The following is a 17831-nucleotide window of genomic DNA, read 5'->3' on the forward strand; positions in this document are numbered from 1 at the left end:
ATGCCGAACTCCCGCTCGTCCCTCGGCTCCCTGGAGCGATCCGTCATGGATGTCATATGGGACGACCCAGCCGCGAAGGGACTGACCGTCCGCGAGGTCCTCGACCGCCTCCAGACCAAGCGCCCGCTCGCCTACACCACCGTGATGACCGTCCTGTCCCGCCTGGCGGAGAAGGGCACCCTGGAGCGCACCCGCGACGGCCGCGCCTGGCGCTACCGCACCACGACGACCCGCCAGCAGCTCACCGCGGAGGCGATGCGGGACCCGCTGGGCGAGCTCGATCAGGAGCAGCGCACCTCGGCGATCCTGCACTTCATCGAGGACGCCACCGAGGATGAGCTGGCCAGCCTGCGGGCCGCGCTGGACGCCGTCGAGGTGCGCGCCGCGGGAGAGCACGGCGCCACGCCCAGCTCGTGACCGCGCTGGCCCTCACCTTCCTCGGGCTGCTGCTCATCGGGGGCGCACCCCGCGTGCTCAGCGGGCTCCCCGCGCTGCGCCGCTCCCCGCGGCCCACCCTGATGCTCTGGCAGGCCACGGCGTTCGTCGGGACGGTGTGCGTCATCGCCGCGGGCCCGGTGGCCGCCGTGTCGATCTGGCCCCTCGACCGGGCCGGGGTCGACGTCGCTGCCGCGTACGTGGCCCTCGCGGTCAGCGGGCTGTCCCTGGCGATGGTGCTCGTCAACGGGCACCTCATCGGGAGCCACCTCCGCCGGGCCAGACGCACGCACGAGGAGCTGCTGGACCTCGTCGGTGACGAGCAGTCCGGGCGGCTCACCGTGCTCAGCCATCCCACACCCACCGCGTACTGCGTCCCGGGCCGTCGTCGCCGCGTGGTCCTCTCGACGGGGGTCCTCGAGCAGCTCGCCGAGGACGAGCTCGCGGCCGTGCTGGCGCACGAGCGCGCCCACCTCGGCGAGCGTCACGACCTGCTGCTGGAGTACTTCACGGTGAGCCACCGCAGCGCACCCCCGTGGCTGCGCTCGCGTCGGGCGCTGCGTGAGGTGCGCCTGCTCATCGAGGTCCTCGCCGACCGCGCCGCTCGAGGGCACGCGGGCGACGTGCCCCTTGCTCGCGCCCTGGTCCGCCTCTCGGGCGCGCACACCCCTCAGGCGATGATGGGAGCGGCCGACATCGCCCACGTCACCGCCCGGATGAACCTCCTCGCCGCGCCGCCTGCTCCCCGCTGGCAGGTCCCCTGCGTCTACGCCGCGACCGTCCTCGTCGTCGCCCTGCCCCTGCTGACCGTCCTCCTCACCGGCTGATCCCTCGAGGGTCCGCCGCGAGCTCGCAATTTTGCACGCGGGCGACCATCGTGCAATTCTGCACTCCATGACCGAGAGTGCAGCCCGGAGGCGGGTCGATCGTTCGACCGCGATCTTCCGAGCCGCGCAGGAGCTCACCCTCGAGCGTGGCTACCAGGGCTGGACCCTCGAGGAGCTCGCCGAGCGGGTCGGGGTCTCCCGGCGCACCCTCTTCAACCACGTCGAGTCCAAGGAGCATGCCGTCCTCGGCCCACGCCCGACGATCGACGACGCGGCGCTTGCCGAGTTCCGTAGCGGCGGCCCGACCGGGCGCCTCCTCCACGACGCGGTACACCTGGCCATCACCGCGATCGCCACGAGCGAGCCGGCACCGGCCGACCTGCGCCGCTGCCAGCAGATCCTCCTCTGCGAGCCCGCCCTCGCCCAGGCGGGCATCGCCGGCCTCGAAGAGGTCCTCGAGGAGACCGTGGACCAGAGCCTGGGCCGCCCGCACGCGACCCCGGAGGCCATCCGGCTGGCCCTCGACCTCACCCTCATCCTCGTCCGGCACGCCAGCGTCGAGACCCTCGGCGAGGACGCCGACACCCGCCTGACCGACCGCCTCCGGGCGCTGCTCCCCCTCCTCGACGAGGTCGTCGCAGCGCCGAGCTGACCCCCTTCGCACTCATCCCCGGGCGACGACGGAGTCCCCCGCGACACCCGCCCACCCCTGATCCCAGGAGCACCCCATGGCTCACGCCCTCTACCGCCTCGGCAAGACCGCCTACCGGCGCTGGCCGGTCGTCTTCGCCGTCTGGCTCGCGTTGATCGTCGGCCTCGGCGCCATCGCGGCCACCCAGAGCAAGCCGATGGTCGACAAGTTCACCATCCCCGGCATCCCGTCGGAGCAGGCGCAGGACCTGCAGAACGAGCTCTTCCCCGGCTCGGGCGACGCGCTCGAGGAGGCCAGCGCCACCGTCGTCGTCGCCGCACCGGAGGGCGAGAAGCTCAGCGACCCGGAGAACCAGGAGGCCGTTCAGGCCCTCATCGGCGAGCTGCGCCAGCTCCCTCAGCTGGACGAGCAGACTGCGCAGACCCAGCTCGTGCCCCCGACCCAGGCCGCGGCCGGGCTGGAGAAGCAGCTGCAGGAGGCGGCACAGGAGAACGGCACCCCGCCGGAGGCCGTCCAGCAGAACCTCAAGGCGATCTCCCCGCTCAGCGAGGACGGCCGGATCGGCACGATGACCTTCACCTTCGACGTGGACAGCGTCGTCGACGTCGAGGAGTCCACCCGCGAGGAGTTCAAGGCGGCGCTGGAGACGGCCCGCGACGCGGGCCTGCAGGCAGAGGCCAACGGCAGCGCGATGCAGGGCATCCCCGAGACCGGCGGCACGAGCGAGCTCATCGGCATCGCCTTCGCCCTGCTCGTGCTCGTGCTGACCTTCGGCTCGCTCGTCGCGGCAGGGATGCCGATCCTCACCGCCCTCGTCGGGGTCGGCATCGGCATCATGGGCGTCTCGATCGCAACGATCTTCACCGACATCGGCACCACCACGCCGATCCTCGCGACGATGCTCGGCCTGGCCGTCGGCATCGACTACTCGCTCTTCATCCTCTCGCGCTACCGCGCGGAGCTGCGCCACGCCGACCGCGAGGAGGCGATCGGGCTCGCCGTCGGCCGCGCCGGCTCGGCGGTCGTCTTCGCCGGGCTCACGGTGATCATCGCGCTCTCCGCCTTCGCGGTGGTGCGGATCTCCTTCCTCACCTCGATGGGTCTGGCCGCCGCCGGCACGGTGCTCGTCGCGGTCCTCGTCGCCCTCACCCTCCTCCCCGCCTTCATGGGGATGCTGGGGGGCAAGGCCTTCGCCGGCCGGGTCCGCAAGGACCACATGATCACCGAGGGTGAGGTCGTCAACAACGGCGTCCGCTGGGCCCGGTGGCTCCAGCGCGCGCCGCTGCTCGTCGCCCTCGCCGTGGTGCTCGGCCTGGGCGCCCTCGCGGTCCCGGCCAAGGACATCCACCTCGCGCTGCCGACGGACAGCACGGCCGAGCCGGACACGACGATGCGCAAGGCGGCCGACCTCGTGACCGAGGGATTCGGCGAAGGGCGGCAGGCCCCCTTCCTCGTCGTCGTCGACGCCCGCGAGATCGCGGACGAGAACCCGCAGACCGCGGCGCAGGCCTTTGGCGTCGTCACCCAGTGGGCAGCCGAGCAGGACGGCGTCGCCAACGCCCAGGTCGCCCAGGTCAACGAGGAGGGCACCGGCGCCCAGCTGCTCGTCACCCCGACCACGGGGGCGGCGGACGAGGCCACCGAGGAGCTGCTCACGACCCTGCGGGACGGGCAGGCAGACATCGAGCAGCGCACCGGGACCACCGTCGGCGTGACCGGCCTGACCGCCATCCAGACCGACGTCTCGGACCGTCTGCTCGGGGCGCTCGTGCCCTACCTCGCGATCGTCGTCGGGCTCGCCTTCCTGCTGCTCATGATGGTCTTCCGCTCGATCCTCGTGCCGCTCACGGCGACCATCGGGTTCCTCGGGTCGGTCCTGGCCACGCTCGGCGCGACCGTCCTCGTCTTCCAGGAGGGGCTCTTCGGCCTTGTCGAGCCCGCACCGCTCATGAGCTTCCTCCCGATGCTCATCGTCGGGATCGTCTTCGGGCTGGCGATGGACTACCAGGTCTTCCTCGTCACCCGGATGCGTGAGGCCTACGTCCACGGCGACACAGCCACCGACGCCGTGGTCGACGGGTTCCGCTTCGGGTCCCGTGTGGTCACCGCGGCGGCGGCGATCATGATCTCGGTCTTCGCGGCGTTCATGCTCCAGGACGACACGCTGGTGAAGTCCATCGGCTTCGCGCTCGCGGTCGCGGTCTTCTTCGACGCCTTCCTCGTCCGCCAGGTCTTCATCCCCGCGGTGATGTACCTCATGGGCGACCGGGCGTGGTGGCTGCCGCGCTGGCTGGACCGGGTCCTGCCCGACGTCGACGTCGAGGGCGAGTCGCTGGCCCGCGAGGGCAGCGAGAAGGAGAGCCCCGCCGAAGGCGAGACCAAGGGACGCCACGTCCCGCGGCACGCGAAGTGAGCACAAACTCCCTTCGCTCGCCATAGGCTGCTGCCATGGCGATCCACGGAAATCTCTTCACGCAGTTCGAGGAGGAGAGCAGCACCGACCAGTTCTCCCTGCAGAACAAGAAGCTCCTCAAGATCCTCATGGGCTACGGGCCCGTGTGGGCCAAGGCCGGCTCGATGGTCGCCTACCAGGGCGACATCCGCTTCGAGAACACCGGCTCCGGTGGGCTGGGCAAGCTGCTCAAGTCCGCCGCGACCGGCGAGGGCGTGAAGATGATGCGCTGCACCGGCAGCGGTGACCTCTTCGTCGCCGACGACGCGGCCGAGGTGCAGATCATGTACCTGGAGAACGACATGATCTCGGTCAACGGACAGAACGTCCTCGCCTTCTCGGACTCGATCCAGTGGGACATCCACCGCCTGCAGGCGCGTGGGGCCGCGATGACCGGGGGCCTCTACAACGTCTCGCTACGGGGCTCCGGGTACGTCGCGATCACGACGAAGGGGGATCCGGTCGCCCTCGATGTCGCGGGAGCGCCCACCTACGGTGACGCGCAGGCGGTGGTCATGTGGACCGCCGGGGTGACCATGGACATCCGGGTCGACAGCGGCGGCCTGAAGTCCATGGTCCGCGGTGGGACCGGTGAGATGCTGCAGATGGCCTTCGGCGGTCAGGGCAGGGTGCTGGTCCAGCCGGCCGAGTCGGTCACCGACGGGGGCCACGGGTCCTCCTCCGGCCGGTCCAGCGGCGGCCTCGGCGACCTGCTCGGTGGTTGAGGCCACACCCGGCGCTGCACGCGAGCACCGGCCCAGCGTCGTACCCTGACGCCCAGACCACTCTCACGGAAAGGCCAGGATGAGCGAGCTTCCTTACGCAGCCGACACGTCCTACCCGGACCCGGACACCCTCGGGGCGATCCCTGCCGTCATGACGGCGACCTACTGCGAGCACTGCGGGCGCTCGCAGCAGAAGGTCTCCCACGGCCAGTGCCAGCGCGAGCGTGGCGGCGAGGCCCCCACGTACTGCACCTCGTGCCGCCGTGAGCTGGACGTCACCGTCGACGGGGACCGGTGGAGCGCCGTGTGCAAGAAGCACGGGCAGACCACCGGGACGCTCGAGCGCTGAGCGTGCGCGTCGCGATCGTCGGCGCGGGCAAGATCGGCTGCTACCTCGCCGCCCATCTCGCCTCGGTCGCCGAGGTCTCCCTCGTCGCCCGCGCGCCCGTGGTCGAAGCCGCCCGGTCCCGCGGCCTGACCGCGATCCGCCTGGACGGCACCCGGGCGCACGCCGGGCCCGACCGGCTCGTCGCCGACACCGAGATGACTGCTGCGGCGGGCGCGGACGTCGTCCTCGTCACGACCAAGGCGACCGACAACCCGGCCACCGCGGCCCAGCTCGGTCCGCACGTCGTCACCGACACCCTCGTCGTCTCCTTGCAGAACGGCATCCGCAACGCCCAGGTCATCGAGGAGGGGCTGCAGGACGCCTTCCCGAGCAGGGCCTCCCGCCCGCTCGTGCTCCCCGGCGTCGTCCACCACAACGTCGTCGAGGAGGAGCCGGGCGTCTATGCCGCGACGACGAGCGGCGGGGTGACGATCAAGGACCACCCGAGGTCCGACCCCTTCGCCCGGCTGGCCCGCCGCAGCGGGTTGAACGTCGAGCTCCACCCCGACATGCGCGCCGTACTCATGGCCAAGCTGCTGCTCAACCTCAACAACGCCGTCAATGCGCTGTCGGGGCTGCCGCTGCGCCGCCAGCTGAAGGACCGCGACCTCCGGCTCGTGCTCGCCGCCTGCCAGCAGGAGGCGCTGCGCGTCAGCCGCGCCGCCGGGGTCTCTCCCGCCCGACTGGGCGCGATCCCGGCCGAGCTGATGCCGCACGTCCTGCGCACCCCTACCCCGGTCTTCTCGGCGCTGGCCCGGACAACGCTCACGGTCTCTGCCGGGGCCCGCAGCTCCATGGCGGACGACCTCGATCGCGGTGGGCGGACCGAGATCGACGAGCTCCAGGGGGTCGTGGTCGCCTTCGGCGAGCACTACGACGTCCCGACACCGGTCTGCGAGCGGGTGGTGCAGCTCGTCGTGGACTGCGAGATCCGCGCCGCCGCCGGCGCTGAGCAGCGCCGCTGGACCGGGCCGGAGCTTCGTGCTGAGGTGGGGTTGTGAGCACTCCCTACCGCATCTGCGTCGTCTGCACGGGCAACATCTGCCGCTCCCCGATGGCCGAGCTGATCCTGCGCCGCCGGTTCGAGGACGCGGGCCTGGCCGACCAGGTGGAGATCGACTCCGCGGGCACCACCGCCTGGGAGGTCGGCAACCCCGCCGATCCGCGCACCCTGGCGGCGCTGCGCGGGCACGGGGTCGACGGGCCGGACCTCGATGCCCATCGCGCGCGGGTCTTCGAGAGGTCCTGGTTCGCCGAGCGTGACCTCGTGCTCGCCGCCGATCACGGCCACTACAGCACCCTGCGTCGCCTCGCACCGACCCCGAAGGACCGGGACAAGGTGGCGATGCTGCGCTCCTTCGACCCGGCTGGGGTTCCCGAGGCGGAGCAGGGGATGGACGACCCCTGGTACGGCGACGACGACAGCTTCGAGACCACCTACGCCGAGGTGGTCGGCGCCGCGGACGGCGTCGTCGAGCACGTGCGGGACCAGCTGAGCCACTGACCGCGCCGACCACGGCATCGGAGGACGACCGGGGCGTCGGTGAACGACGAAGGGAGTGGACCTGATGGTCCACTCCCTTCGCGTGTCCTGACTGATCAGCGCCGGTCGTCGACCCGCTTGCCGTCGCGGTCGAGCCAGCCACCGTCGTCGCCTCGGGTGTAGCCCTCACGCTCGTAGTCGGCGTCGCTCCAGCCGGAGCGGTCGACGTCACCGCGGTCGCCGTCGCGCTCGATCTCGACCTCCTCGCGACCGACCTCGGCCTGGACGTCGCGGTTCTCGGTGACGGTCTCCTTGTCGAGGCCGACGCGCTCCTTGGCCACGACCTCCTTCTCGACCACCGGGCGCTCCTCGGTGAGGGTCACCTCGACATCACCGTCTCCGAGGTCACCGCCGGTCTCGCCGTCGGCGATCGGCTCGCGGACGATCTCGACCTCCTCGCGCTCCACGGGCACCTGGACCGTCTCGGTGTCGGTCACGACGTGCTTGCGTAGGCGGACCCGGCCGGTCTCGACCTTCTCCGTGCCGACCCGCAGCTCCTCCTCGTGGCGCACCACCGAGGAGTCGCCGTCGAGGTCGCCCGCGCCACCGTCGGCGCCGCCATCGGCGCCCCGGTCCGCGTGACCGTCGGCAGCGAACTCCGCGCCACCGTCCGCGCCGCCATCGGCGCCCCGGTCGGCGTGACCGTCGGCAGCGAACTCCGCGCCACCGTCCGCGCCGCCATCGGCACCCCGGTCGGCGCCGCCGTCACGGGTTCCGGCAGCCGCGCCAGCCGCCCCGGCAGCGCCACCGGCCGCACCTGCACGACCGCCGTCGCGGTCGCCGGCGAAGCCACGCCGGTCCTCGACGCCGTAGTAGCGGTAGAGCTCGGCCTCCTGCTCCTCGTCGATGTGGCCGTCCGCATCGACCTGGGGCGCGTCCTTGATGGTGCCCTTGTCGTGGGGGACGTGGATCTCGTCGTCCTCGACGCGCGCACCGTCGAGCGGGACGAAGGTCTCCTTGGTCCCGAAGAGGCCGGTGTTGACGGTGACCCAGTTGGGCTCACCGGTCGTGTCGTCGAGGTAGATCTGACCGACCGACCCGACCTTGTCACCGTCGGAGTCGTAGACGGTCCCGCCCTGAACCTGCTCGATGTTCAACGTCATGCTGCATGCTCCTTCGTCATCCCACCGCGCACGGCGGTCGGTGGAGCCGGTGCCTCGGCGCGGTGCCGACGGCATGTCCGACCGGACTGGTCTGTCAGCCCTACCTCGCAACGTAGGCCCATGGGCAGGGGTAACGGTGAGATAACAAGGTAAGCGTACGGTAAAGAAACCGCAGGTCAGAGGGCATATCGCCACGTCCGTCCCTCTGGTCACTCGGTGCTCGACCTGACCAGGCCCGTGCCACAACGGTCCAGTCGGTGTCCGCTCGGCCGGGCCTGCCAAGATGGCACGCATGCAGTCCCTCGCCGACGCGACCCCACCCATCGCCCTGGGCGCCCTGGACGGCCGATACCGTCCGGTCATCGCCCCGCTCGTGGACCATCTCTCCGAGCCTGCGCTGAATCGGATGCGCACCCATGTCGAGGTCGAGTGGCTGATCCACCTCACCGAGCACGAGGTCGTGCCCGGGGTCCGCCGCCTGAGCGCGCAGGAGCAGACCGCGCTTCGGGAGGTCGTCGAGACCTTCGGCCCGGACGAGATCGAAGAGATAGCCGCGACCGAGAAGGTCACCCAGCACGACGTCAAGGCGGTCGAGTACTTCCTCAAGGCACGGCTCCAGCAGATCGCCCCGGCGGAGGAGGACCGCGGGCTGGCCGAGCTGATCCACTTCTGCTGCACGAGCGAGGACATCAACAACCTCTCCTACGCGCTGATGGTCAAGGGAGCCGTCGACCAGGTGTGGCTGTCCGCGGCGCGCGACCTCGTCGGCCAGCTCGCCGACATGGCCGACGACCTCCGCGAGGTGCCGTTGCTGGCGCACACCCACGGTCAGCCGGCCACCCCGACGACCATGGGCAAGGAGCTTGCGGTCCTGGCCCACCGGCTGGGCCGGCAGCTGCGCCGGGTCGCCGGGGCCGAGTACCTTGGCAAGCTCAACGGCGCCACGGGCACCTACGGGGCGCACCTCGCGGCCGTACCGGACGCGGACTGGCAGCAGGTCAGCCGGACCTTCGTCGAGCATCTCGGCCTGACCTGGAACCCCCTGACGACGCAGATCGAGAGCCACGACTGGCAGGCCGAGCTCTACGCCGACATCGCGCGGTTCAACCGGGTGCTGCACAACCTCTGCACCGACATCTGGTCCTACATCTCGCTGGGCTACTTCGCCCAGGTCCGCGGTCAGGGCAGCGTGGGCAGCAGCACCATGCCGCACAAGGTCAACCCGATCCGGTTCGAGAACGCCGAGGCCAACCTCGAGGTGAGCAACGCCCTGCTCGACGTCCTCGCCACCACCCTCGTCCAGTCCCGCCTGCAGCGCGACCTCACCGACTCCTCCATGCAGCGCAACATCGGCACGGCGCTGGGCCACTCGCTGCTCGCCCTGGACAACGTCCGCCGCGGGCTGGCCGGGCTCGACGCCGCGCCGGAGGCGATGGCCGCCGACCTCGACGCCAACTGGGAGGTCCTCGGCGAGCCGGTCCAGTCTGCGATGCGCGCGCTCGGCGCCCGCGGCGTCCCCCGCATGGAGGCTCCCTACGAGCGCCTCAAGGAGCTCACCCGCGGCCGACGGATCGGCCAGAGCGAGCTGGTCGACTTCGTCCGCGGTCTCGGCCTGCCGCCAGAGGTGCAGGAGCGGCTCGCCACCCTCACGCCGGCCACCTACGTCGGACTGGCTCCCACGCTCGTCGACCATCTAGCGCGCAGCGGTGGGGTAGAGCGCACCGAGGACCCCACCGGCGTAGGGCCGGCCTGACCCAATCCCTTGCCGAAGGGGGGCCGTCAGGCCAGGCGCACACCCTGTGAGTAGTCGTCGGCGGGCAGGTCGCCCTCGACGAGCGCGGCGTGGACCCGCTGCCGGTTGAAGGTGGTGAGACCGTTGTGGGTCGTGAGGAAGGCCGTGTCGGCCGCGTCACGCCCCGTCGCGATGCGCACCAGCGACTCCCGTGGCGCGAGCTGGGTGGCGTCGACGATGTGCCACGCCCCGTCGACCCACGCCTCGGCCACCGCGTGGAAGTCCATCGGCTCCAGCCCCGGCGCGTAGACCGAGACCAGGCGGGCCGGGGTGCCCATGCCCCGGAGCATCGCGATGACGACATGCGCGTAGTCGCGGCACACCCCCTGCCCGGCGAGCACCGTGTCGACGGCCCCGTCGGTGCCGCGCGAGCTGCCGGAGATGTACGCGAAGTGCTTGTGGACGTACTCGCCGACGCCGTTGATGAGGTCCATCCCCGTCAGGCCGCCGAAGTTCCGGGCAGCCAGCGGCGCGAGCCGGTCGGACTCGGCGTAACGGCTCGGCCGCATGTAGACCCACTGGTCGTACTCGACGCCCAGCCCGCTCGGGATGTCGGTCGGGCGGGTGATCTCCACGGTCGCCTCGTAGGTGACCTCGAGCCAGCCGCTACCCACCCCTTCGACGAGGTGCAGCCGGGTGCCGTGGTCACCGCGCAGCTCGGTGGGAGTGATCTCCTTGCCCGCCGCGTGGACGAGCACCCGCTCGTCGACGATGACGTGCGCGTCGGAGACGGCGAAGGAGAGCAGGGCCGCGTCGACGTTGGTCGTGCCGTAGGCGAAGGTGGTCCCGACCTTCGCGGTCATCGCGGTCGCGTCGCTCGATGAGTCCGGCGAGGTCTGTGTCATGCACAGAACGATCCCCTAGCCATCGGCACTGGTCAAAACCGTGTTCAGGGCGGACTAGCCTGACCTGGGAGCGACGGTGAGGAGGCACGCATGACCCCGCCGTCGCGGCGACCCCGCACCCCTCGCCCGTCGGCGCCAGCCCTACGCGACCTCGCACCCCCGGTCGTCACCCTCCTCCTCGCCCTCGCGGTCCTTGTCCAGCTCTCGTGGGCCTACCTCGCGGTCACCGACGCCGACCGGCTGCACCCGCGCGACGTCCCCGCCGTGGTCGCCGCCGGCGACCCAGTGGTCGCCGAGGCCATCGCCCGGCAGTACGACGGCCTGCCGGGGCACCCCTTCGACCTCCGGTCGGTCGACACGGCGGACCAGGCACGCGCGGCTGTCGAGGACGGTGACGCACGGCTGGCGATCCTCGTTGACCCCGATCAGCCGCGGGACACCCTCTACCTCGCCCCCGACAGCTCGCCGGCACTGTCCTCGGCAGTGACCGACCAGGTCCGCGAGATCGCGCGCTCCCTCGGCCGCGAGCTCGCCGTGCAGACCGCCCCGACCCAGACCTCGACCGGGGACGTCGGACCGTCGGCTCGGCTAGCGGTGGTGCTGACCTGCGTCACTGGGTTCGGGCTGGCCGTCGTGGCCAGCCTGCTCTTCGGCCCGGTCGCGCGCGATCGACGAAGGGGGGTGCTGCGCACCTTGGCCGTGGGGTCGGCGGCCGTGGTGCTCGGCGGGGCGGTCGGCGCGATCACGCTCGGCGGGACGCCCGCGGCCACCCTTCTCGGCGGCCTGCTCGCTGCCACAGCCGCGGCCACGACGGTAGCGCTGGAGGCGCTCTTCGGATGGGCCGGTCTGGGCCTGGCGGTCGCGACCTTCTTCGCGACGGCGGTGCCGGTCCTCACCGGGCTCGACCGTTACCTCGTGGACGAGCCGTGGCGCACCCTCGGTGGCGCCGGCATCCCGGGCGCCGGGCTGGACGCGGCGAAGACTGCGGCCGTACGCGCCGAGCTGAACCTCGGTGCCCTGGCACGTGTCCTCGTGTGGCTGGCCAGCGCGATGCTGCTCGTGTGGGTCTCACGCGCGGCGCGCGCCCGGCGGTCCATCCCGGCGGACGCCGTGAGTCGGAGTCACGCGGGTGCCGCGTCCTGGCGACTGCGGGTGGTGGCTCTCGTCGCCCCGCTCACCGCCGCGCTCGTCGCCGTCGCCGTGCTCGTGCCCGACCGCGAGGTCGCCGGCGCGAGCGCCCGACCGCTGCTCGCGGCGACCACCGAGTGCGTCTCGACCGGCGCGGTGCGCGACGTCGACGACCTCAACCGGATCGCCTCGCTCCGAGGGACCGACCAGTTCCGCGGCGGTGATGTCGGGGCGAGTGCCCAGCTGCAGGACGGCCGGCGGGCCTGGCTCTTCGGCGACACCCTGCAGGACGGCCGGCGGGGCACCGGATTCGTGCGCAACTCGATGCTGCTCACCGACGACGAGTGCATCCAGGCCGTCGTGCCGGACGGCGGCGGTGCGCTCATCCCCGACCGCTCTGGCGACGGCGGGCGGCACGTCGGCTACTGGCCGATGTCGACGGTGGTCGTGCCGCGTGCCGGCTACGACCTGCTCTACGTCACCACCCAGCGGGTGCGCACGACCGGGACCGAGGCGTTCGACTTCGAGAACCTCGGGCTCTCCGTCGCCGTCTTCGTCGTCCCGGTCGGGCAGACGCCCCAGCTGATCGAGCAGCGGGACATCGGCCCGGACCGGACCGGACGCGAGCACCCGACGTGGGGTGCGGCGATCACCCTCGCCGGGTCGGGCGATGACCGGTGGCTCTACGTCTTCGGCACGGCCAACCCGGGCACGGACCAGGCCTTCGGGTACTCCCTTCGCGTCGCCCGGGTCCGTCCCGACGACCTCCTGGAGCCGGGCCGCTGGCGCTACTGGGACGGGTCAGGTTGGTCGGCGCAGGAGTCCGCGGCCCGGGAGCTGATCGCGGCGAGGGACGGGGTGTCGCAGACGCTGAGCGTCTTCGAACGGGACGGCCGGTGGTACGCCCTGAGCAAGCGCAACGAGTTCCTCGGCTCGGACATCACCGTGTGGACCGCCGACTCCCCGACCGGGCCGTGGTCCGGTGGCGCGGCGGTGCGGCGCATCGACGACGGGCCGTCGAGCCAGCTGCGGTACATGCCGCTCGCGCACCCCGAGCTCTTCCCGCAAGAGGGCACGGTCGTGGCCTCCTACAGCACCAACGAGACCGACCTGCAGCGGGTGACGGCCGACCCGAGGCGGTACCGACCCCACTTCGTCCGGGTGGAGCTGCCCGACTGACCCAGACCGCTCTCAGCCCAGCGTGAGGTCGAGCACGACGGCCCCGGGCAGCGCCGCGAGGTCGGCCGCGGCGACGACGAGCTTGCTGGTACGCACCCCGGAGCCGATGACGACATCACCAGCGGCGAGCACCCGCGCGTCGACGAGCACGGGCCAGTCCTCGGGCAGGCCGACCGGGGTGATGCCGCCGTACTCCATCCCGGTCAGCTCGACCGCCTGCTCCATCGGGGCGAAGGAGATCTTGCGGACGTCGAGGTGGCGACGCACCACGCCGTTGATGTCCGCGCGGTCGGTGGCCAGGACGAGGACCGCCGCGTGGCGCACCTCCCCCGCCCGCTTGCCGGCCACGACGACGCAGTTCGCCGAGTGCGAAGGGGGTGAGTCGTAGGCCTCGCAGAAGGCCGCCGTGTCCGCGAGGTCCGGGTCGATCTCGGCCACCCGGGCCGAGGGGACAATCGCGAGGCCGGCGGCGACCGGCTCGGCGAGCAGGTCGGGGCGCTCCCCGGCGGGGGTCCAGCTGAGGTTGCCGTCGGCCGGGGTGCTCATGGACCGACCCTATGCACGTGCCAGGGCTGCTCTCTACCGTGAGTCCATGACTCAGGACCACCGACCGGCGACCCTCGAGGACGTGCACTCGATCGCCCGCGCCCTGCCCGAGGTCGAGCTCGGCACCTCGTGGGGAGACCGGCCGACCTACCTGGTCCGGGGCAAGGGCTTCATCGTCTGGCGCGGCGAGCAGCGGGATGCCGTGGAACCGGACGGAACACTCATGGACGACGTCATGGTCATCTCCGTGCCGGACCCAGAGGACAAGCTGGCCCTCGTGGGCGACGACTCGCCGTTCTTCACGACACCGCACTTCGACCGCGCTCCCCGAGCGGTGCTGCTTCGCGAGCGCGACCTAGGCCGGCTGACCCGCCAGGAGCTCGCCGGGATCATCGTCGAGGCGTGGGCGAGCCGGGCGCCGCGGACCGTGGCCCGAGCCCATCTCGGCGAACGAGCCGAGTAGCGTCTGAGCATGAGCGAGAACCGCGCCGGACAGCAGGCACGCCCCGAGGACCTCGTCGACATCGCCCACCTGGTGACGGCCTACTACACGCAACAGCCCAACGCAGACGACGTCGACCAGCAGGTCGCCTTCGGCACCTCGGGGCATCGCGGCAGCTCGCTGAAGACGTCCTTCAACGAGGCGCACATCCTCGCGACGACCCGGTGAGGAGGCCGGTCGCCTCGGCGGCAGGGGTCCAGGTCAGGGTGCCGGCTGCGCTGCTCATGGCGCACGACCTTACGCGCGGGTACGACGACCGTTGCCCCTCACAGGGGTCCAGGACCTCCCGAGATATCGAGCCACCATCACCACGATCGGACAGCAATGGTCGTCGTACCCGCGAGTCACCGTTGTCTGGCGGGGCGGCCTCCCCCGTCGGTAACGTGATCACACGCACCGACGCGAAGGGGGACCGCTCATGTCCCGACCGTCCGGCGGGTCCTCCGAGGGCCTGCACGGCCGACGACGCGCGGCCGAGCGCGCCTGGGAGAGCTGGGTGGGTCGCGAGCCGGCGGAGCCAGAGGTGCGCCCCGAGATCCTCGAGTCGTGGCAGCGCAGCGACGCCGCCACGACGCCGGCGGTGACGAGCGCCCCGATGGCCGACGAGGACGAGACCTCCGCGTACTTCGCCTCCTCGCCCCTCCATCAGGCCGTGCACGACCTCGCCGAGGACCTGCGCAGCGTCGCCGACGACGGCGACCTGGTCGTCGCCGTCACCGACCCGCAGACCCGGATCCTGTGGACCTACGGGGGCCGGATCATGCGGCGCAAGGCCGAGTCGGTGAACTTCGTCGCCGGGGGCCGGTGGGACGAGGCGAGCATCGGCACCAACGCCCTCAACCTCGCCCTGCGCACGGACGCGACGACAACCGTCTTCTCCGCCGAGCACTACGCCTCGATCGTCCACTCGTGGGTGTGCTGGGCCGCGCCGCTGCACGACCCGAGGACCGGCGCCCAGCTCGGGGTGCTCGACCTGTCGACGACCTGGGACCGGGCCCACCCCCTCGGCGCGACGACGGCGCAGGCTCTGGCCCGGCTCGTGGAGAGTCGGCTCGGGGCCGTCGGGCCGTCACCGTCGACGCTCGACCATGCGCCGGTGCGCGGGCTGCACCTGCGCCTCCTCGGCCGGGTCGAGGGCTGGCTCGATGGGGCCCGGCTACTGCTCACCCGACGTCAGTCGGAGATCCTCGCGCTGCTCGTCCTCCACCCTGAGGGGCTCTCCCTCGAGCAGCTCCACGCCCGCCTCTACGGCGACCGTCAGGTCTCGTCGGGCACGCTCAAGGCCGAGGTCTCCCACCTGCGGTCGGCGCTCGGCGGACGACTCGCCTCACGCCCGTACCGGCTCGACCTGCCGGTGACGTCCGACTTCCTTGCCGTGCGTGATGCCGTGCGCCGCGGCGACGTCCGGGCAGCCGTCGAGGCCTACGGCGGCGACCTCGTGCCGGGGACGGACTCCCCCGAGCTCGCCGACACTGCCGACTACCTCGCCGTCGCGGTCCGCGAGGCCCTGCTCGCCGATCCCGACCCGGTCGCTGCCGTCCGCTACGCCGAGGCCGCCCCCTACGACACCGACGTCCTCGACGCCGCTCTCGCCCGGGTCGACCGGGACGGCGTCGCCCACCCCCTTCGCCCCGAGCTGCTCGCGCTCCGCAGGGCCCGGGGCTGACCAGCTCCGCGCCGACCTACCTTCGACCAACCTGGGTGGCCCTAACGTCCCGCCAACGGTCGACGCAACGGCGCGTCGACCACGGACGCCGGAGGCACGCATGACCGTCTACCCCCAGCCCGGATCCTCGGAGAGCGGCATCGAGGTCAAGGAGCGCTACGACCACTACATCGGCGGGAAGTGGGTCGCCCCCAAGGGCGGCGAGTACTTCGAGAACCCGACCCCCGTCACCGGCCAGGTCTTCACGAGCGTTGCCCGCGGCACGGCCGACGACATCGAGGCCGCCCTCGACGCCGCGCACGCCGCCGCCGAGGCCTGGGGCAAGACCTCCACCACCGAGCGCGCGAACGCCCTGCTGAAGATCGCCGACATCATGGAGGCCAACCTCGAGGACCTCGCCGTCATCGAGACGTGGGACAACGGCAAGGCGGTCCGCGAGACCCTCGCCGCCGACATACCGCTCGCGATCGACCACTTCCGCTACTTCGCCGGCGCGATCCGGGCGCAGGAGGGCGGCATCTCCGAGATCGACGAGACGACGATCGCCTACCACTTCCACGAGCCGCTCGGCGTCGTCGGGCAGATCATCCCCTGGAACTTCCCCATCCTCATGGCGGTGTGGAAGCTCGCGCCCGCGCTGGCCGCCGGCAATGCCGTCGTGCTCAAGCCCGCCGAGCAGACCCCGTGGTCGATCCTCAAACTCGCCGAGCTCATCGGCGACGTCCTGCCGGCCGGCGTGCTCAACATCGTCAACGGATTCGGCGTCGAGGCGGGCAAGCCGCTCGCGTCGAACCCCCGGATCGCGAAGATCGCCTTCACCGGTGAGACGACAACGGGCCGGCTCATCATGCAGTACGCGAGCCAGAACATCATCCCGGTAACGCTCGAGCTCGGGGGCAAGTCGCCGAACGTCTTCTTCGGCGACGTCGCGGACGAGAAGGACGCCTTCTACGACAAGGCGCTCGAAGGCTTCGCCATGTTCGCCCTCAACCAGGGCGAGGTGTGCACCTGCCCCTCGCGGGCCCTGGTCCAGCGGTCGATGTACGACGGCTTCGTCGGTGACGCGATCGAGCGGGTCAAGGCGGTCAAGCAGGGCAACCCCCTCGACCCCGACACGATGATGGGCGCCCAGGCGAGCAACGACCAGTTCGAGAAGATCCTCAGCTACCTCGACATCGGCAAGCAGGAGGGCGCGAAGGCCCTCACCGGCGGTGACAAGCTCGAGCTCGAGGGCGACCTCGCGGGCGGCTTCTACATCCAGCCGACGGTCTTCGAGGGCAAGAACTCGATGCGGATCTTCCAGGAGGAGATCTTCGGCCCGGTCGTCTCGCTCACGAGCTTCGCCGACCAGGCGGAGGCGCTGGAGATCGCCAACGACACCCTCTACGGCCTCGGCGCCGGGGTGTGGTCGCGCAGCGCGCACACGACCTTCGAGATGGGTCGCGGGATCAAGGCCGGCCGGGTGTGGACGAACTGCTACCACCAGTACCCGGCGCACGCGGCCTTCGGCGGGTACAAGCAGTCCGGCATCGGCCGGGAGAACCACAAGATGATGCTCGACCACTACCAGCAGACGAAGAACCTGCTCGTCAGCTACAGCAAGGACAAGCTCGGCTTCTTCTGACAGGTCTGAGCGAGGAGGACGTCATGAGCGAAAAGGTCGAGCTCACCGAGAGCGCGGTCGAGCTGCTGGAGCGGCTGGAGCAGCGGCACGGGCCGCTGATGTTCCACCAGTCCGGTGGCTGCTGCGACGGGTCGGCGCCGATGTGCTACCCCGTCGGGGAGTTCATGACCGGCGACTCCGACGTCCTCCTCGCCACTCTGCCGGCCGGGTCGGCGACCCCGGTGGAGTTCTGGATGAGCGCCAGCCAGTACGAGTACTGGAAGCACACCCACCTCACCGTCGACGTCGTCCCCGGCCGCGGGTCGGGCTTCTCGGTCGAGGCGCCGGAGGGGGTCCGCTTCCTCATCCGGTCGCGGCTGATGTCCTCCGACGAGCTGCAGGAGCACGGTCTCCTCTGAGCGAACACCCCCGCCCGCACCGCCCT

17 protein-coding genes and 1 pseudogene are annotated in these 17831 nt (G+C 71.5%); 15 read left to right on the plus strand and 3 right to left on the minus strand.

Annotation, left to right across the window (positions count from 1 at the left end):
* The 8 genes from FB557_RS07080 (at window position 1) to FB557_RS07115 (ending at window position 6983) form a co-directional block, all read left to right on the plus strand.
* Window positions 1-417 (plus strand): BlaI/MecI/CopY family transcriptional regulator, encoded by a 417-nt coding sequence (locus FB557_RS07080; RefSeq protein WP_144856898.1) that lies wholly within the window; start codon window positions 1-3, stop codon window positions 415-417.
* A complete protein-coding gene (locus FB557_RS07085) occupies window positions 414-1262 on the plus strand; it encodes a M56 family metallopeptidase (RefSeq protein WP_144856899.1) in 849 nt (282 codons plus the stop codon). The genes FB557_RS07080 and FB557_RS07085 overlap by 4 nt, the downstream gene beginning before the upstream one ends.
* Window positions 1263-1329: 67 nt before the next feature.
* Entirely contained in the window at window positions 1330-1914 is a 585-nt protein-coding gene (locus FB557_RS07090) for a TetR/AcrR family transcriptional regulator (protein WP_144856900.1), read from the plus strand.
* A gap of 76 nt (window positions 1915-1990) precedes the next feature.
* Window positions 1991-4327 (plus strand): MMPL family transporter, encoded by a 2337-nt coding sequence (locus FB557_RS07095; protein WP_144856901.1) that lies wholly within the window; start codon window positions 1991-1993, stop codon window positions 4325-4327.
* Between the two features lie 35 nt (window positions 4328-4362).
* Window positions 4363-5091, plus strand: coding sequence for an AIM24 family protein (locus tag FB557_RS07100; protein ID WP_144856902.1), 729 nt, complete (start codon window positions 4363-4365; stop codon window positions 5089-5091).
* A gap of 79 nt (window positions 5092-5170) precedes the next feature.
* Window positions 5171-5440 (plus strand): biotin synthase auxiliary protein BsaP, encoded by a 270-nt coding sequence (bsaP, locus tag FB557_RS07105; RefSeq protein WP_144856903.1) that lies wholly within the window; start codon window positions 5171-5173, stop codon window positions 5438-5440.
* A gap of 2 nt (window positions 5441-5442) precedes the next feature.
* The gene (locus FB557_RS07110; RefSeq protein ID WP_170236225.1) at window positions 5443-6480 is read left to right on the plus strand and encodes a 2-dehydropantoate 2-reductase; all 1038 of its coding nucleotides are present in this window, start codon (window positions 5443-5445) and stop codon (window positions 6478-6480) included.
* Window positions 6477-6983 carry a low molecular weight protein-tyrosine-phosphatase gene (locus FB557_RS07115; RefSeq protein ID WP_144856905.1) on the plus strand — a complete coding sequence of 169 codons (507 nt, stop codon included), beginning with the start codon at window positions 6477-6479 and terminating at the stop codon, window positions 6981-6983. The genes FB557_RS07110 and FB557_RS07115 overlap by 4 nt, the downstream gene beginning before the upstream one ends.
* A gap of 95 nt (window positions 6984-7078) precedes the next feature.
* Here FB557_RS07115 and FB557_RS07120 read toward each other — a convergent pair whose 3' ends face one another.
* Window positions 7079-8125 carry a DUF2382 domain-containing protein gene (locus FB557_RS07120; protein ID WP_144856906.1) on the minus strand — a complete coding sequence of 349 codons (1047 nt, stop codon included), beginning with the start codon at window positions 8123-8125 and terminating at the stop codon, window positions 7079-7081.
* A gap of 292 nt (window positions 8126-8417) precedes the next feature.
* Here FB557_RS07120 and purB point away from each other — a divergent pair, with 292 nt between their 5' ends.
* Window positions 8418-9878 (plus strand): adenylosuccinate lyase, encoded by a 1461-nt coding sequence (gene purB / locus FB557_RS07125; RefSeq protein ID WP_144856907.1) that lies wholly within the window; start codon window positions 8418-8420, stop codon window positions 9876-9878.
* Window positions 9879-9904: 26 nt separating this feature from the next.
* Here purB and FB557_RS07130 read toward each other — a convergent pair whose 3' ends face one another.
* Window positions 9905-10762: a transglutaminase-like domain-containing protein gene (locus tag FB557_RS07130; RefSeq protein WP_246074528.1), complete on the minus strand. Its 858-nt coding sequence runs from the start codon at window positions 10760-10762 to the stop codon at window positions 9905-9907.
* Between the two features lie 90 nt (window positions 10763-10852).
* Here FB557_RS07130 and FB557_RS07135 point away from each other — a divergent pair, with 90 nt between their 5' ends.
* A complete protein-coding gene (locus tag FB557_RS07135) occupies window positions 10853-13069 on the plus strand; it encodes a DUF4185 domain-containing protein (RefSeq protein ID WP_144856908.1) in 2217 nt (738 codons plus the stop codon).
* A 12-nt stretch (window positions 13070-13081) separates the two neighbouring features.
* Here FB557_RS07135 and FB557_RS07140 read toward each other — a convergent pair whose 3' ends face one another.
* Window positions 13082-13615, minus strand: a complete 534-nt coding sequence (locus FB557_RS07140; RefSeq protein WP_144856909.1) for a YbaK/EbsC family protein — start codon at window positions 13613-13615, stop codon at window positions 13082-13084.
* 46 nt (window positions 13616-13661) lie between these two features.
* Here FB557_RS07140 and FB557_RS07145 point away from each other — a divergent pair, with 46 nt between their 5' ends.
* The 5 genes and pseudogenes from FB557_RS07145 to FB557_RS07165 all read left to right on the plus strand — a co-directional run bounded on the left by FB557_RS07145 (window position 13662) and on the right by FB557_RS07165 (window position 17805).
* Window positions 13662-14078 (plus strand): MmcQ/YjbR family DNA-binding protein, encoded by a 417-nt coding sequence (locus tag FB557_RS07145; protein ID WP_144856910.1) that lies wholly within the window; start codon window positions 13662-13664, stop codon window positions 14076-14078.
* Window positions 14079-14087: 9 nt separating this feature from the next.
* A pseudogene (locus tag FB557_RS07150) lies at window positions 14088-14282 on the plus strand (phosphoglucomutase, alpha-D-glucose phosphate-specific); the annotation flags it as partial.
* A 253-nt stretch (window positions 14283-14535) separates the two neighbouring features.
* Window positions 14536-15783, plus strand: a complete 1248-nt coding sequence (locus FB557_RS07155) for a sigma-54-dependent transcriptional regulator family protein (RefSeq protein ID WP_144856911.1) — start codon at window positions 14536-14538, stop codon at window positions 15781-15783.
* A 100-nt stretch (window positions 15784-15883) separates the two neighbouring features.
* Complete coding sequence (gene adh, locus FB557_RS07160) at window positions 15884-17407, plus strand: aldehyde dehydrogenase (RefSeq protein ID WP_144856912.1); 1524 nt, start codon at window positions 15884-15886, stop codon at window positions 17405-17407.
* A 23-nt stretch (window positions 17408-17430) separates the two neighbouring features.
* Window positions 17431-17805, plus strand: coding sequence for a DUF779 domain-containing protein (locus tag FB557_RS07165; protein WP_144856913.1), 375 nt, complete (start codon window positions 17431-17433; stop codon window positions 17803-17805).
* The last annotated feature ends 26 nt before the right edge of the window (window positions 17806-17831 follow it).

This window comes from Marihabitans asiaticum (genome assembly GCF_007828725.1).
GTDB lineage: Bacteria > Actinomycetota > Actinomycetes > Actinomycetales > Dermatophilaceae > Marihabitans > Marihabitans asiaticum.

Excerpts from the sequence above, each read along its gene's own strand:
- FB557_RS07135 (WP_144856908.1), top strand. The coding sequence starts at position 10,853 with ATGACCCCGCCGTCGCGGCGACCCCGCACCCCTCGCCCGTCGGCGCCA.
- FB557_RS07145 (WP_144856910.1), top strand. The coding sequence starts at position 13,662 with ATGACTCAGGACCACCGACCGGCGACCCTCGAGGACGTGCACTCGATC.
- FB557_RS07090 (WP_144856900.1), top strand. The coding sequence starts at position 1,330 with ATGACCGAGAGTGCAGCCCGGAGGCGGGTCGATCGTTCGACCGCGATC.
- FB557_RS07130 (WP_246074528.1), bottom strand. The coding sequence starts at position 10,762 with ATGACACAGACCTCGCCGGACTCATCGAGCGACGCGACCGCGATGACC.
- FB557_RS07120 (WP_144856906.1), bottom strand. The coding sequence starts at position 8,125 with ATGACGTTGAACATCGAGCAGGTTCAGGGCGGGACCGTCTACGACTCC.
- adh (WP_144856912.1), top strand. The coding sequence starts at position 15,884 with ATGACCGTCTACCCCCAGCCCGGATCCTCGGAGAGCGGCATCGAGGTC.
- FB557_RS07100 (WP_144856902.1), top strand. The coding sequence starts at position 4,363 with ATGGCGATCCACGGAAATCTCTTCACGCAGTTCGAGGAGGAGAGCAGC.
- FB557_RS07140 (WP_144856909.1), bottom strand. The coding sequence starts at position 13,615 with ATGAGCACCCCGGCCGACGGCAACCTCAGCTGGACCCCCGCCGGGGAG.
- bsaP (WP_144856903.1), top strand. The coding sequence starts at position 5,171 with ATGAGCGAGCTTCCTTACGCAGCCGACACGTCCTACCCGGACCCGGAC.
- FB557_RS07165 (WP_144856913.1), top strand. The coding sequence starts at position 17,431 with ATGAGCGAAAAGGTCGAGCTCACCGAGAGCGCGGTCGAGCTGCTGGAG.
- purB (WP_144856907.1), top strand. The coding sequence starts at position 8,418 with ATGCAGTCCCTCGCCGACGCGACCCCACCCATCGCCCTGGGCGCCCTG.
- FB557_RS07095 (WP_144856901.1), top strand. The coding sequence starts at position 1,991 with ATGGCTCACGCCCTCTACCGCCTCGGCAAGACCGCCTACCGGCGCTGG.
- FB557_RS07155 (WP_144856911.1), top strand. The coding sequence starts at position 14,536 with ATGTCCCGACCGTCCGGCGGGTCCTCCGAGGGCCTGCACGGCCGACGA.
- FB557_RS07080 (WP_144856898.1), top strand. The coding sequence starts at position 1 with ATGCCGAACTCCCGCTCGTCCCTCGGCTCCCTGGAGCGATCCGTCATG.